Annotated in this window: 14 protein-coding genes; all 14 read right to left on the bottom strand. The window is 31.4% G+C overall.

The window, feature by feature from the left end; translation table 11 throughout:
• Positions 1-119: 119 nt before the first annotated feature.
• The 14 genes from H7U19_RS16580 to H7U19_RS16515 all read right to left on the bottom strand — a co-directional run bounded on the left by H7U19_RS16580 (position 120) and on the right by H7U19_RS16515 (position 14,636).
• Entirely contained in the window at positions 120-572 is a 453-nt protein-coding gene (locus H7U19_RS16580; RefSeq protein ID WP_186564003.1) for a GNAT family N-acetyltransferase, read from the bottom strand.
• 170 nt (positions 573-742) lie between these two features.
• Complete coding sequence (locus H7U19_RS16575; RefSeq protein ID WP_186564002.1) at positions 743-2,785, bottom strand: ATP-dependent nuclease; 2,043 nt, start codon at positions 2,783-2,785, stop codon at positions 743-745.
• A gap of 174 nt (positions 2,786-2,959) precedes the next feature.
• Complete coding sequence (locus H7U19_RS16570) at positions 2,960-3,682, bottom strand: hypothetical protein (protein WP_186564001.1); 723 nt, start codon at positions 3,680-3,682, stop codon at positions 2,960-2,962.
• 169 nt (positions 3,683-3,851) lie between these two features.
• Positions 3,852-4,619: a DUF6090 family protein gene (locus H7U19_RS16565; RefSeq protein WP_186563999.1), complete on the bottom strand. Its 768-nt coding sequence runs from the start codon at positions 4,617-4,619 to the stop codon at positions 3,852-3,854.
• Between the two features lie 163 nt (positions 4,620-4,782).
• A complete protein-coding gene (locus H7U19_RS16560; RefSeq protein WP_186564000.1) occupies positions 4,783-5,508 on the bottom strand; it encodes a hypothetical protein in 726 nt (241 codons plus the stop codon).
• 160 nt (positions 5,509-5,668) lie between these two features.
• Complete coding sequence (locus H7U19_RS16555; RefSeq protein WP_186563999.1) at positions 5,669-6,436, bottom strand: DUF6090 family protein; 768 nt, start codon at positions 6,434-6,436, stop codon at positions 5,669-5,671.
• A gap of 159 nt (positions 6,437-6,595) precedes the next feature.
• Entirely contained in the window at positions 6,596-7,378 is a 783-nt protein-coding gene (locus H7U19_RS16550) for a DUF695 domain-containing protein (RefSeq protein WP_222597462.1), read from the bottom strand.
• 231 nt (positions 7,379-7,609) lie between these two features.
• Positions 7,610-8,095 carry a hypothetical protein gene (locus H7U19_RS16545; protein WP_186563997.1) on the bottom strand — a complete coding sequence of 162 codons (486 nt, stop codon included), beginning with the start codon at positions 8,093-8,095 and terminating at the stop codon, positions 7,610-7,612.
• A 145-nt stretch (positions 8,096-8,240) separates the two neighbouring features.
• Complete coding sequence (locus H7U19_RS16540; protein WP_186563996.1) at positions 8,241-10,124, bottom strand: P-loop NTPase family protein; 1,884 nt, start codon at positions 10,122-10,124, stop codon at positions 8,241-8,243.
• A gap of 138 nt (positions 10,125-10,262) precedes the next feature.
• Positions 10,263-11,015: a hypothetical protein gene (locus tag H7U19_RS16535; RefSeq protein ID WP_186563995.1), complete on the bottom strand. Its 753-nt coding sequence runs from the start codon at positions 11,013-11,015 to the stop codon at positions 10,263-10,265.
• 137 nt (positions 11,016-11,152) lie between these two features.
• Positions 11,153-11,905 carry a hypothetical protein gene (locus tag H7U19_RS16530; RefSeq protein ID WP_186563995.1) on the bottom strand — a complete coding sequence of 251 codons (753 nt, stop codon included), beginning with the start codon at positions 11,903-11,905 and terminating at the stop codon, positions 11,153-11,155.
• 149 nt (positions 11,906-12,054) lie between these two features.
• Positions 12,055-12,603, bottom strand: a complete 549-nt coding sequence (locus H7U19_RS16525; RefSeq protein ID WP_186563994.1) for a hypothetical protein — start codon at positions 12,601-12,603, stop codon at positions 12,055-12,057.
• Between the two features lie 150 nt (positions 12,604-12,753).
• On the bottom strand, positions 12,754-13,935 hold the full coding sequence (locus H7U19_RS16520; RefSeq protein WP_186563993.1) for a serine hydrolase domain-containing protein: 1,182 nt from the start codon (positions 13,933-13,935) through the stop codon (positions 12,754-12,756).
• 161 nt (positions 13,936-14,096) lie between these two features.
• Complete coding sequence (locus H7U19_RS16515; protein ID WP_186563992.1) at positions 14,097-14,636, bottom strand: hypothetical protein; 540 nt, start codon at positions 14,634-14,636, stop codon at positions 14,097-14,099.
• Positions 14,637-14,768 lie beyond the last annotated feature (132 nt).

Raw genomic sequence — 14,768 nt, 5'->3', positions numbered from 1 at the left:
GCAGTGGCAAACAAGTTGTTGAAACAGGCCTTTGCCATAGCAAAATCAGGAAGGCCTTACGATGAAAACTTTGTTTCGAGATTGGTTTAAAAAAGCTTGTTTTTTAACTCAGTTCTTTGTTAGCCAACGTTATTTATATTCATTATCATTTTCTGATGTATAATTCCTGTTTTAGCTGAAGGGTATTTATTTCCTAAAGCTTTAAATCCATTTTTTGAATAAAATTCTAATGCTGTTTCCCTTGCACTTAGTTCAATTTTTTCAACTCCTATTTCTTTACATTTTCGAATTAATTCTTGCAGTATTTTTCTTCCGATTCCATTTCTTTGATTTTCTTTTTTTATTGCCATCTGAGAAATAATTCCAACAGATTCAGTAATATGTATTCTACCAGTTCCGATAACATGCTGTTTTCCATTTAGGCAAATAATGTGAATTCCAATTTCCTCAAATTTGTCTTTAATTAAATCATCTGCATTGTCCATTCCTTTAAAAAAACAATCAATTCTAACTTGCTTAGCTTGAGTATATATTTTATCAGTAGTGCTTATATATTTCAGTTCAAAATTCAATTGGGATTCATTTTCAGGGGTTGCGTTCTAATGTTGGCTAACGGTCTCGGCTATGAGTAGTTGCGTGGTTTAGCACAGACTTTTGCAAGTACATACCAAACTGAAAATCCGCGAGGATTTTCAGAAGTAGGCGAGAACAAGCAATTACTTATAGCCATTGTTGGCACCAGTTATTTTATTATTGGTTCAATTTTACCTCTGATAGAATTAAATTCCTCGTTAGGATTTAATCTCATTTCTTTTAAAATATCTTTAATCAGTTTGGTTAAGTTCCCCTTAATTCCATACTCTTTGTGAATTGCCTTAATCAATGCTTTACCATCACATTTCTTTTTCCATTCGTCAGACCACAATTCTTTTAATTCTGCTTTTTTATCTGATATCGATTTAGCCAAGTCTTTTTTCCAGTCAGTATTATCAAAATCATCAAATAATTTTTTTGTTTCAATAACCGAAGTTTCAAAAACATCCACAATTTCAGAATCAGTTTTTCCTTTCAATTCAGAATTTTTAATTGAGATGTTTTGAGGCATTTTATTATCTAATTCTTCTCTAATTGCTTTAAAATCCACTTGACTTAAAGCCAGTTCTTTTACTTTCTGTTGAAGACTACCTCTATTTTGAGGTCGATTTACGCAATCATACTCTTTTATAATAGTATAAAGTACATCTGGGTCTAAAAGATAATTTTCAAAACAATACCTATCCCATTGAACTACTTTGACATTTTGGGTTGAAACTCCTTTATATGGTTTATTATCATTGTCAAGAATAAAAATATGATAACCATCGAGTTCATTATTATTGTCAGACTCTTGTAGAGTTTTGATTTCTTTTTCGATTTCTCCACGACCGCCTAAAGATTTGATTGAATAGCCAGAAATTAAATCGCCTACAATAATTGGTATAAAATCCTCATCAGTGTTACCCTCTAGATATATTATTCCTTTATTAAATAGTATATCCGAAGTTTGAATACCTAAAGATTTCAGAGCTTCTTGGGCTTCGGAATCATCTTTTTTTAGGATTTTAGTTATTGTCTTATCATCAATTAAGTGCAAGAGATGCAAAGTTTCATCATCTTTTGTTGCAGATAGAATTTCAGCGGAATGTGTTGTAAGAATAATTTGTGCTTGTTTTTCCTTGAAAATCTTGGACTTTAAGAAAGGAACTATGTTTCTACAAACCGCAGGATTCAAGTGTAATTCAGGTTCATCTAAAAGAATAATGCCCTCTTTGTCCATTGTCTTCATCAAAAGATAAAAAGTCATAAGTAACCCTTTTTCCCCACTACTTAAGAAGTCAATGTCATAAACAGCTCCACTATTCTTTTCTTTTATTAATACTGACAATCTTCCTGTTTGATTTTCCAATTTTATACCATGAAGCTCTTTTCCCGGTAGAAGTTCATCAAAAATTAGTTTAAAATCCCTTTTCACACTCTCAATATCATTGTTATTAACCATTAGAATATTCAAAAGAGTAGTTTTTAACCTTTGAAATTTTAATTGTGGATTTGCACTATAGGATTGAATTTGATTATTCACATCTCCTTGTCCTAACTGAATATTTGTATCACCCAATGGCATTGTTCTATCAGGTGGGAAAAAAGAAAATTTAGTCAGATTGTAGCTTCTAATTTGCATTAAATACGAAACAGATTCTTGGTCTATTCCATTTTCACCAACTATTTGCCCATTAGTTTTAATTGACAAGTTCACATTGCAGGTTGGATTAGTTTTAAGTTCAAGAATTCGGTTTTGAGTTTCGTTTTGAATCGCCTGAAGTTTTTCACTTCCTTCTTTTGACGAAATATACCCAATCAGGTCAAAAGTATTGGTGTTAGTAGTTGGAAGTTGGGATTTTAAGCGATGCATAGAGAATTGTCCTAACGATTTCTCCAAGTGCATTATTTCTTTTTGAGATAAGACTAATTCAAGATTTATTTGAACATCTTTTCTAATATCATTTGCAAGATTAGAAAACTGAACACTTCCAAGATGAGGGGAATAAATTCCCATATGTTGAAGTGTGGTTTGCGCCTCATTGTTCATCGTAGGAAGCAAAATCGCTTTAACTAATCTTATAGCATCAAGAATTGTACTTTTTCCGACACCATTTGGTCCAACTATTGAGTTTATAGAATCTTTAAGCTTAAACTCTATATAGTCTATTTTTCTAAAATTGTTTACTGATACTTTTGTTATATGCATATTGTATCTTTTTTAATTGGTGCCAACGGTCTCGGCTATGATTTCGTTGTGGAATCATCCGCAGGATTATTCCGCAAGAATCCAGTCGATTGATTAATACTTTTACTTTGGTGTGGAACAAAACCACAATGAATTATAGCCATTGTTGTGCTTTCGTTATTTTCTTGATTATATTTATTTAAGTCGATTAATTAAGCTTTTCGTTCTATCAATAGTTTCGTTCACATACCTTTTTTGAACATTCAAATTGTGTAATCTAACAGTCAATAATCCATTAAACATACCATTAAGAGTTCCTAAATTTTGACTTTTCCAATATTCGTCTTGAAGTTTCCCTTTAAGAGCAAAAGTTTGATTTGGGTACTTCAACATAAAAGGTTCTAATAAATTAAAATATATTCCTAAATTGATACTAAATATTTCTTTAGTATAATCTCTATACAAATAATATTCTTGAACATTTTTTGACAATTCATTACCTATTAAATTAATGGTTCCTGTTGATTCGAGTGATTTGAATGTTGTTTTGTTTAATTCCTTTACATTATTTAAGCCTATTATGTATTCGTATCTGACAATTTTTACGAGTGTGTCTAAAGTAGAAGTTTCTTTGGATAGTCTTTCTGAATAAGAAATATTAGTTGATAATTCGTCTTCTATATATTTTAAATCGAGGTACAACGATTCTAAATCGGCTTTCAATTCAATCTTCAAAGCTTGTTTCAGTTCTTTGCCTTTATCTTGTTTTTTTCTTTCTTCGTTTAGGTCACCAATTTGTAATGCAATCAAAATTCCAATAACGACAAGTATGATTTCACCAATAGCATAAATCAAATATTTCCTGAATTTATTTTCAGAAAGTAAGTTTTGTCTAATTTTTCTAAAGAATTTTATCATTGGTTAAAGTTTGGTCATAATGAAGCACAACGGTCTCGGCTATGAGTAGTTGCGTGGGTAAGCAGTTAACTTTACAAGTACGCACTAAACTGAAAATCCGCGAGGATTTTCAGAAGTAGGCGAAAACAAGCAATTACTTATAGCCATTGTTGTGCTTTCGTTATTTTTTTCAGTTTATTTCTTTATCAATTAAGTCTATCAATTCAACTAATTCAGATTTGTATTTTGGATATACACCCTTTTCCAAATGCATTGAAGAAGCTAATTTAATTAAGAGAATATTTTCAAATTCGGTTGAATTCAGTACTTTTTTATTACTTTCATTTACTGGCAATCTTTCAATTTCTACGTAATCTGAATACGTAGTTTGGTCAAAAAGTGTCCTAAACTTACCGTTCAATTCAAAAAAATCATTGCTCTTATCCCAATAAGTACTTAAAGAATTTTCCTGTTCTCTTATTTTATATATTTTGCTTTCCCAAGAAGATAATTTACTCCTAATACTATCGTTCTTAATGTCTTTTAAATTTCCCGAGACAATCAATTCCGTCAATACTCCATTCTCATAATTTACTGATATATCATTAGAAATAGCATTTACGAGAATTTTAGAAAGCTGATTTTCACTAATTGTATCACGAGAAAATTCATTCTGCATTAATTCCAACACAATTTGTTGATTCAGAATGACTTTGGATAATATTATTCTTTCTTCTTTTAAGGAATTGAGATTGTTCTCCATCTCATTTTTTATAAGCGATAAATATGTCTTTTGCTTACTGTTGGTTTTTATTAGTTCATTTCTATTATTAATCTGTAACGCAATCAATATTCCAATAACAACAAGAATAATTTCTCCAATTGCATAAATCAGATATTTTCCGAACCTATTTTCAGTCAGCATTTTTTGGCGAATTTTTCTAAAGAATTTTATCATTGGTTAGCGGTTTCTGATAATGAAGCACAACGGTCTCGGCTATGAGTAGTTGCGTGGGTTAGCACTTAATTTAGCAAGTACACACCAAACTGAAAATCCGCGAGGATTTTCAGAAGTAAGCGAGAACAAGCAATTACTTATAGCCATTGTTGTGCAACGTTTTTTATATTAATAAACTTCGTTCAAATTTATCTAAATTCGGCTTTAAAAATTTCAACGATTTCTTTCCTAAATCAATAATTTTCAACCAATTTTTATCATTTAAAACTGCTCGATTGTCATAGTCATCATTATTTGGTGATTCGTATTCGGAAAGCAATTTGTGCCAATCCGAAATTATCTCGTATTCGACTTTTGTTACCAATTCAGATTCGATATGCTTTTCATATCCATCTGATAAATCCAAATCGTCAAAGTAAGAACACATAAATTCTATGAATGAATAATATGGATTCGTGTTTTTTGAGTCAAGCCAAGTTCTTTTTTGATATTCTAAATTGGTTAAATCTTTAATCATTAGAATCCAATTCCTTCTCCATGTTTCTTTGTCCATTTTTATATTCTCAATCTCAATATTTTTAGGGACTTTTTTTCTTGGAAGAAATCCCCAAAGTTTGTTGTCAGGTGTTTTACTTTTATATCTGAATTTTATGTAAGGTCTGGCTCCATCTGTTGGTGCAAATTCCTCTTTTAAATATCCTCTTTCTTCTCTCGTTAATTCTCTTACGCTACCATCTTCTTCAACGTGAACAAATTCGAAATCCGAATCTGGTTTTATTTCAAAGATAGATTCCTTTACAGATTTTGAGTCAGATTTTTTAATTACACTTTCCGATTGATTGCTATTCAATCTTTCTTTTGTTTTCTTAAAAAATCCGAATATTTTCATTTTTGGTTAAATGTTGCACAACGGTCTCGGCTATGAGTAGTTGCGTGGGTAAGCAGTTAACTTTACAAGTACGCACTAAACTGAAAATCCGCGAGGATTTTCAGAAGTAGGCGAAAACAAGCAATTACTTATAGCCATTGTTGTGCTTTCGTTATTTTTTTCAGTTTATTTCTTTATCAATTAAGTCTATCAATTCAACTAATTCAGATTTGTATTTTGGATATACACCCTTTTCCAAATGCATTGAAGAAGCTAATTTAATTAAGAGAATATTTTCAAATTCGGTTGAATTCAGTACTTTTTTATTACTTTCATTTACTGGCAATCTTTCAATTTCTACGTAATCTGAATACGTAGTTTGGTCAAAAAGTGTCCTAAACTTACCGTTCAATTCAAAAAAATCATTGCTCTTATCCCAATAAGTACTTAAAGAATTTTCCTGTTCTCTTATTTTATATATTTTGCTTTCCCAAGAAGATAATTTACTCCTAATACTATCGTTCTTAATGTCTTTTAAATTTCCCGAGACAATCAATTCCGTCAATACTCCATTCTCATAATTTACTGATATATCATTAGAAATAGCATTTACGAGAATTTTAGAAAGCTGATTTTCACTAATTGTATCACGAGAAAATTCATTCTGCATTAATTCCAACACAATTTGTTGATTCAGAATGACTTTGGATAATATTATTCTTTCTTCTTTTAAGGAATTGAGATTGTTCTCCATCTCATTTTTTATAAGCGATAAATATGTCTTTTGCTTACTGTTGGTTTTTATTAGTTCATTTCTATTATTAATCTGTAACGCAATCAATATTCCAATAACAACAAGAATAATTTCTCCAATTGCATAAATCAGATATTTTCCGAACCTATTTTCAGTCAGCATTTTTTGGCGAATTTTTCTAAAGAATTTTATCATTGGTTAGCGGTTTCTGATAATGAAGCACAACGGTCTCGGCTATGAGTAGTTGCGTGGTTTAGCACTTAACTTTGCAAGTACACACTGAGTTGGAAATTCCGAAGGAATTTCCAAAGTAGGCGAGAACAAGCAATTACTTATAGCCATTGTTGTAGCCAGTTATTTTTTATTCAGTTTTACTTTTATTTCTTCGTATAAATTCCATTTTGCATCTTCAATTATTTTGAATTCAAACGCTCTTTTGTTTCCGTTTTCTTTTAGAAAATCCATAAGTCCGTTTGCTCCATCTTTGTCATTAGTCACAAAGTATATTTTTCTTTCTCCACCAAATGTAGTTCTGCCAACATAGTAAGATTTAATTCCATTTTGATTTAGATTATTTTCTATGAAAACATCTAATTCGTCCAGTTCAGCATATTCAATTTCATTCGGCATTTTTGAAGTATCCTCTAGGGTATAATTCGATGTAATTTCTATAAAATTTGAAAACTCTGTTTTATGTGGAAAATTATCAAAAGCTGAATTTGCAATCACAAGAAATGGACTTCCATCTTTTTCAAAATCATTAGACTTAAATTCCTCTGGAACAACATAAGTATCTCTTTCTATTCCTTTAGTTTTATCTACGTTTCCAACATCAAATCCGTCATAAGTTTTAATGGAAAATTTGTCCGCAATCGCATAAAGCTCTTTATTTAGGTTAAAAAGACTTTCGGAATTATGAATTTCAATTCTTTCCATATGCAACCAATATTGATTAGTTTCATCGGGATAAATGTCAACGTATTCAAATCCTTGCTTTTTTAATTCCTCCGCTACTATTTCCAACTTCTTTGGTTCGTCATTCGTGAAAAAGTAACCGTAAAGCATTTTGGTATTTGTGTCAACACCATTTGATTTCATTCGGTCAAAAAATCCAACGATTTCTTCTTTTGGTATCATATTATTTTGAGATTTGGATTCACAAGAAGTCATCAATGTAAGTAGTAGGATTATCAATAAATTCTTTATCATTCTTGGTTTCGTTTAATTGGCTACAACGGTTAAGTATAAGAATAGTGCGTAGTTTGAGTGCGAGGATTTTCCGAAGGAAAATCGGATGCAAGCAAACAAGCACTACTTTTGGATTTAGGAATAAACTTACGCATTATTTTTATACAATGTTGTGAGTAGTTATTCTTCATATTCCTCATCCATTTTTTTTCTAAGTATTTCATTTAAGGGAGATTCATAACCATTACCCTTGACATAAACATTAAAATCAAAGTGATGATAAATATCTTGAATAGACAATTCCATTGAGTCATTATCTATTTCAGTCTTAGTCGCTATTTTTTCCTCAATTGTGAATTCTATTTTATGATTTCCAACACTATATCTGCTAATGCCAAAAAAAGGGTTTCTAAGTCCATCACTGAATGTGTCAATTATTTTAGTTCCATCTTCATTTTCGTTTTTAACAATCACAGATATAAAGGGTTCCTGATTATTGTTTAAGACTCTTGAGTATTCATTTATTCTTGCAAGGTTTCTTCCAATAGCTATAGTGTCCGAGAGAACGAAATTGAAAATTTCTTTGTCATTTTTTTTTGGTACTTTATTTCCTTCTTTACAAGAAGATAATATTAGTAAGCAAAGTAGTATCAGAAGGTTTTTCATAATTACTCACAACGGTCTCGGCTATGAGTAGTTGCGTGGTTTATTACTTAATTTAGCAAACACACACCAAACTGAAAATCCGCGAGGATTTTCAGAAGTAGGCGAGAACAAGCAATTACTTATAGCCATTGTTGGCATTAGTATTTTATACAGGAAAATTTTTAATGCAATCATCTATTTTTTTGTTTAAAAATTCCAATGCTACAGTTTTCAGTTTCGTGGTTTTATTATTTCCAATAAGTTCTTCAGATTTCTCTTTTAAACTAATTAAAAACTCCTTTTCGGGATATAATTTTTCGTAAATATGGACTCTGTATCTTCCTCCAAGATAAAAACCAAAATTTACTATTTTTGAGTTATCCAGTTGTTTTATTCTTCTCCAAGTTTTATTAAAATCAAATTCGGTAAAGAATGGTGTAAACATAAATTCATTATTATGTTCCTCAACTTTTTCAATAAAAGCATCAATATCTTTTGTGAAAAGCTCAAACAAATCTGTTAACTCTTTTTCAATTTGATTCTTTTTTATATTCAGATTTACATCACGACAATATTTGACAATTTCAGTCAAATCACTATAAAATTCACTTTCTCTATCTACCGATAATCTAAAGTGAAGACTGGTTATATATTTGTAATTATTTTCCCCTTTAGAAATTCCTCTCTTAAATCTTTTTTTAAGTTTCTCTATATTATAATTCAAGATATTATTAAAACGGGTTGCAAAATGAAAAACAGTTGGATACTGGTCTAGAGTAAATTCACCTTTGTCTACATAATTTAAAAGTGAATTTGTTAGAGAACGATATTCGGAATGTTTTAAATCAACACATTGCCAATAGTTTAATTTCGAAATGATTTTTTCTCTTTCAGGAATAGTGTTGTTCTCAAATTTATAAATAGAATTTAATTCCTCAATTAAGGAACTAATATCAAATGAATCTTTCCCTGTTATATAATTGAAAATTGAATCAAAATATGTTTTTCGAGTATGATTAGTGTTTGAGAAATATTTATTATTAAACTCCTCTGAATACGAATAATCTTCTTGTTCGTTTTGCTCTTCTCCGAGTAAGCTGTTGATGTCTATATCCAAGAATGAACCCTTGTACGTATCTTGAATTTGTTCAAAGGTTGATGAGTTTAATTTTCCCATTTTATATTCAATTGAAATAGGAAGTGTAAAATCTAGGATTTCCGAAACTACATTTTCTTTTATGGAATTGAATTTGCTTTCACTAGACAAGTATTCATTGGTTTTATTAAAAACAATTTTAAAGTGTTCGAGAAAAAACAATAGGTTTCTTAAGTTATCATTGTTCTGTTCAATTCGATTAATTATTGTGCTTTTGTACTCTGAAAGGAATTCAAAGTAAGGTTTATTATTTTGTTCATACTTGGATTTGATTATTTCATCAAAAATGGATGAAACGTTAGTCTTAAAATCTACAGATATCCCAATTACTTTTTCTCTTAATAGTGAGTAATTATCTTTATCGGTATTTAGTTCCTTTCGAAGTTCATCTTCGTTTGCAATTAAAATAATTTTGCCATTATGGTTTTCAACCAAGTTGTTTACAAACCCAAAAACTTCTTTTAAGTCTAACTCCTTACTTTTTCTGTCTATATCATCTATACAGATTAATATTTTACTGTAATCTGTTAAACTTTCACTTGTTGTTCCAGTATCATTGAGAAAATCTTTAAGATTGCTTCCAAAATATTTTAGTACTGTATTTCCTAATCCAGCGACTATTTTTATTCCTCGCTTTTTTAAAGTTGGGTAAAGCTCAACAAATATTTGGTCTTGTATGTCTTCTATTGATTTAGCACCAAAAAGAGAAATTAGAATGGGAATATAAGTTTCATCTTTTTCGGAATTTGGAATTTTTAATTCTGAAATTTTTGGGAATAGTTCATTTTTAATGTAATGAGTTTTTCCAATTCCATAATCCCCATTAATAATTATGGCATAATTAGTGTCTAATTCTAGATACTGTTCAATTCTATCTGTAATTTCTTCGTTCATTCAATATTAATGCCAACGGTCTCGTATAACCGTCAGTTACGGATTAATATACACAGACTTTTCGGTTTAGCTCAGACTTTAGCAATTCCGAGTGGATTCGGACGTAGTCGAATCCGCCGTAATTGCGGTTATACAATGTTAGCTACAGGGCTTTCTTTTTCCACCCATTGTGTATCCAGTTTTTTGCCTTGGTCCATATTCAATTCGTACTATTTTACAACAGTTAACTTCAATTACATATTGAAAATTTTCTAACATCGCTCCTCGATTTCCATAACACTCCTCAAATTCAAATTCACCTGGCAAAGCTTTTTGTAATTCCGATAATTCATCTCCAATCTTGAACTTTGGAATGGTGTTTTTTAATATATCGTGCCTCACATATTGTGGTACAGCGTTGTATGCAAGTGATGGTAATAATTTCGGAAAAGCATATAAATAGATGAATAGAAAGAGAACTGGCAAAGTCAGAATCGGAATCAAGTGTATTTGTTTCAATTCATTCCGTTTTTTGTTCCAAATCAGATGAAAAGTCAGTCCGAAAATCAGTCCGCAAACAAAGGCGTCCAAAAATACACCATAGAAATTATCAGATATTAAAAATCCCCAACCAATTAGGACAGTAAAACCGATTAAGGCATAAATTCCCGATAATAGCGTGAAATTTAAAATTTCGATGCTCTCGGCAAGTTTAGCAATTCGTTTTCTTGGCAAAAGGATAAAGAGTCCGTAATATATTAGTAGAAAAAATGAAGACCAAAAAATTACGACTCCTGTGTCTCCACCCGAAGCATTTTCGTATCTCAAATTCGACCAAATAATGTGAGTGATTATTTGTCCAATCCAACCCAAGACGAGTGCTAAAAATGATATTTTCTTGAAGTGTTTCATTCGCCTTGTAGCTAACGGTCTCGTATAACCGTCAGTTACGGATTAATATACACAGACTTTTCGGTTTAGCTCAGACTTTAGCAATTCCGAGTGGATTCGGACGTAGTCGAATCCGCCGTAATTGCGGTTATACAATGTTAGCTACAGGGCTTTCTTTTTCCACCCATTGTGTATCCAGTTTTTTGCCTTGGTCCATATTCAATTCGTACTATTTTACAACAGTTAACTTCAATTACATATTGAAAATTTTCTAACATCGCTCCTCGATTTCCATAACACTCCTCAAATTCAAATTCACCTGGCAAAGCTTTTTGTAATTCCGATAATTCATCTCCAATCTTGAACTTTGGAATGGTGTTTTTTAATATATCGTGCCTCACATATTGTGGTACAGCGTTGTATGCAAGTGATGGTAATAATTTCGGAAAAGCATATAAATAGATGAATAGAAAGAGAACTGGCAAAGTCAGAATCGGAATCAAGTGTATTTGTTTCAATTCATTCCGTTTTTTGTTCCAAATCAGATGAAAAGTCAGTCCGAAAATCAGTCCGCAAACAAAGGCGTCCAAAAATACACCATAGAAATTATCAGATATTAAAAATCCCCAACCAATTAGGACAGTAAAACCGATTAAGGCATAAATTCCCGATAATAGCGTGAAATTTAAAATTTCGATGCTCTCGGCAAGTTTAGCAATTCGTTTTCTTGGCAAAAGGATAAAGAGTCCGTAATATATTAGTAGAAAAAATGAAGACCAAAAAATTACGACTCCTGTGTCTCCACCCGAAGCATTTTCGTATCTCAAATTCGACCAAATAATGTGAGTGATTATTTGTCCAATCCAACCCAAGACGAGTGCTAAAAATGATATTTTCTTGAAGTGTTTCATTCGCCTTGTAGCTAACGGTTTTGTATAAGATTAGTTGCGTGGTTTAGCAACGAATTTAGCAAATACAAACCGAATAGAAAATCCGCGAGGATTTTCGTAAGTAGGCTCGAAACAAGCAATTAATTTTATACATTGTTGTGCAACGTTTTTTAATTCGTTTTAAATGTTCTCATTAGATTCTCTAATTCGCAAAGTTCCTTTTTTCCGTATTTGTCTTTACTTACAGATAAATTTAAAGTATAAAATAAATTTTCTGTCGGATGTTCGGTCGTTATGTACAAAGTTAAAGAAGGAATTGAATCATTTTTGAAGTCAACCAAATTCCATAAAGATTCTATTCCGTTTATTTTCGTTGAGCCAGATTCTATAACATTATATTTCGATTCTATATCAGCTTGCATTTCTTTTTTACTCATCCAGTTTTCAGCTTTAGTCAATTCCGTAACTCCAAATGATTTAAAACTATCTCCATCGAGTAGAGCTCCAACAATTCCATTACCCAATTCGTCCGTGTGAAGATTCGGTTCCCAATTTTCATTCGGAAAAGTTACTCGGAATCTGTCAAGATTGTCGGTTACTTCAATTCCCTTTTCTAAATCTATTTTCACACATTCACAATCAGAGAGAAAGTCCGATTTTTCTTGGCAAGAATAGATAGAAGTTACTAATGTCAGTAAAATTAATATTCGGATTTTCATTTTTTGTCAAATGTTGCACAACGGTTTCGGCTATGAGTAGTTGCGTGGTTCAGCATTAAACATTGCAAGTACACACCAAATTGAAAATTCGCGAGGATTTTCAGAAGTAGGCGAGAACAAGCAATTACTTATAGCCATTGTTGTACCCAGTTATTTATTATTAAATACAGGAATTATTCTGTCTTCCAAAACTTTCCAAGTGGACTTTTGAACCTTGTCATTAATGTTCCAGCCGTTAAAAACGACTATTAAATTATAGTCTGGGGCCAACATTAAATATTGTCCTCCAAAACCATTAGTAGCAAAAACTTCACTTCTGCCATTAGAATGTTTTGGAACCCACCATTGATAACCATATCCTGTTTTGCTCTCATCATCTGGATTTACGTCTTGGACTACAGGACTTGTAGCGATTTTAGTCCAATATTCAGATACAATTTGCTTATTGTTCCATTTGCCTTTATTCAGAAATAACAAACCAATCTTTGACAGGTCTTCAGGTGAAAGATACAATCCACCTTCGGTGTCTATTTCTCCATCTGGTGTCTCTTTCCAGTAATAATCTTTTATGCCAAGAGGTTCGAATAAGGTTTCTTCAGCCCATTTATCAATTCGTTTGCCTGTAATAATCCGAACAATTTTACCCAATAAAACACTTGCACCACTATTGTAATTAAACTTTGTACCTGGAATTGTATCTGTGGGTTTATCTAGCACAAACTTTATCCATTCATCACTTTCCTCTAACAAAGTGCAATCATTAAAAGGGTCGTTGTAATCCGCTTCGTTCCATTTAAGACCACTTCTCATAGTTAGCAAATCTTCTATGGTCATTTCGTTCTTTCTTTTGTCCCAAGATTTAACATCATAATTCTCAAACAGAGAAACCACACTTGTATTAACGTCAAAATCTTTATTCAAGTCGAAAGCGATTCCTAAAAGAATTGAAGTGATGCTTTTGGTTGTAGATTGAAGTGTATGTAAGTTCGTCTGGTTATAGTAGGGGTGCCAATTTGGATGATTGTAATTATATTGATGATTAGTAGTATCATATTTTTGAGCGATTGTTTCATAGTCTTGCTCATATTTAAAATCTGCTAATAATTTTTCGTTTTGAATGACCATAAAACGGTCAATCAATCCGTATTCTCCGTTATTGATTTCCAAATTAATAGAATCAGCTACCGCTGAAATGTCCTTTTGGACTGATATGGTTTTGGAAGCTTTTTCAGTAGATTCTTTTTTCTTATTTTTTGTTTCACACCCAAAAACTATTATCGCTAGTAAAACTATAAATGGAAGTATTTTTACATTAATCTTGAGTGTTTTCATAATCTCTGTTTTAATTGGTTACAACGTTTATGTATAAGGAAAGTTGCGTGTTTGTGTGCGAGGATTTTCCGAAGGAAAATCAGAAGCAAGCAAACGAGCAACTAACTTTGGTTAAGCTAAAAGTAGCAATTTTTTTTATACGGTGTTACCTACAGTTTTTTTTATCGGTTTATTAGTGTCAGATAGTGTATTGCAAAAATCAGACGATTATTTTTGTCGGTCAAATCAATGTTCTCAATGTTTTTAGAAAAGCCAGCAACAACGGAAGGAAGTAAGTCATTTGCTTGATTAAGTTGATCAGCGTAATTTTTTATAAAATCGGATTTTTTTCCAATTTCGGTCAAATATTTTATGTAATTACTATCAGTTTTTAAATTGAAATGTTCGGAATTTGAATCCGTATATATCCACCAAATTTTGTCAAAAACCACAAACTTTTTTAAATCAGAACTCAATTTTTCCATTCCGTTTAAATTCGGCACGATTTGATTTTGAAGGACGTTATTGGAATATTCCAAATATGCTTTGTTTTCGGAATCGGTTTTGTATTCAGTCGTTAAGATTTGGTCAAATTCAGAAACAATAGAATTCAGTTCCGACAATTCGGGTTCAGTCCAAATTCCATTGAAATTGTCAATTTTACTTTCTTGTTTACAAGCTGAAAGTATAGTTAAAAATAATATTAGGATACGTTTTTTCAAATTGTAGGTAACGGCTTCGGCTATGAGTAGTTGCGTGGGTTAGCACTTAACTTTGCAAGTACGCACCAAGCTGAAAATCCGCTAGGATTTTCAGAAGTAGGCGAGAACAAGCAATTACTTATAGCCATTGTT

The sequence above is a fragment of the Hyunsoonleella aquatilis genome (assembly GCF_014270105.1).
GTDB lineage: Bacteria > Bacteroidota > Bacteroidia > Flavobacteriales > Flavobacteriaceae > Jejuia > Jejuia aquatilis.
Note: the sequence above shows the minus strand (reverse complement) of the source record. Positions and strands in the feature narration are given on the sequence as shown.

Coding starts and splice junctions, on each gene's coding strand:
- H7U19_RS16575 (WP_186564002.1), bottom strand. CDS start 2,785: ATGCATATAACAAAAGTATCAGTAAACAATTTTAGAAAAATAGACTAT.
- H7U19_RS16570 (WP_186564001.1), bottom strand. CDS start 3,682: ATGATAAAATTCTTTAGAAAAATTAGACAAAACTTACTTTCTGAAAAT.
- H7U19_RS16565 (WP_186563999.1), bottom strand. CDS start 4,619: ATGATAAAATTCTTTAGAAAAATTCGCCAAAAAATGCTGACTGAAAAT.
- H7U19_RS16560 (WP_186564000.1), bottom strand. CDS start 5,508: ATGAAAATATTCGGATTTTTTAAGAAAACAAAAGAAAGATTGAATAGC.
- H7U19_RS16555 (WP_186563999.1), bottom strand. CDS start 6,436: ATGATAAAATTCTTTAGAAAAATTCGCCAAAAAATGCTGACTGAAAAT.
- H7U19_RS16550 (WP_222597462.1), bottom strand. CDS start 7,378: ATGATACCAAAAGAAGAAATCGTTGGATTTTTTGACCGAATGAAATCA.
- H7U19_RS16545 (WP_186563997.1), bottom strand. CDS start 8,095: ATGAAAAACCTTCTGATACTACTTTGCTTACTAATATTATCTTCTTGT.
- H7U19_RS16540 (WP_186563996.1), bottom strand. CDS start 10,124: ATGAACGAAGAAATTACAGATAGAATTGAACAGTATCTAGAATTAGAC.
- H7U19_RS16535 (WP_186563995.1), bottom strand. CDS start 11,015: ATGAAACACTTCAAGAAAATATCATTTTTAGCACTCGTCTTGGGTTGG.
- H7U19_RS16530 (WP_186563995.1), bottom strand. CDS start 11,905: ATGAAACACTTCAAGAAAATATCATTTTTAGCACTCGTCTTGGGTTGG.
- H7U19_RS16525 (WP_186563994.1), bottom strand. CDS start 12,603: ATGAAAATCCGAATATTAATTTTACTGACATTAGTAACTTCTATCTAT.
- H7U19_RS16520 (WP_186563993.1), bottom strand. CDS start 13,935: ATGAAAACACTCAAGATTAATGTAAAAATACTTCCATTTATAGTTTTA.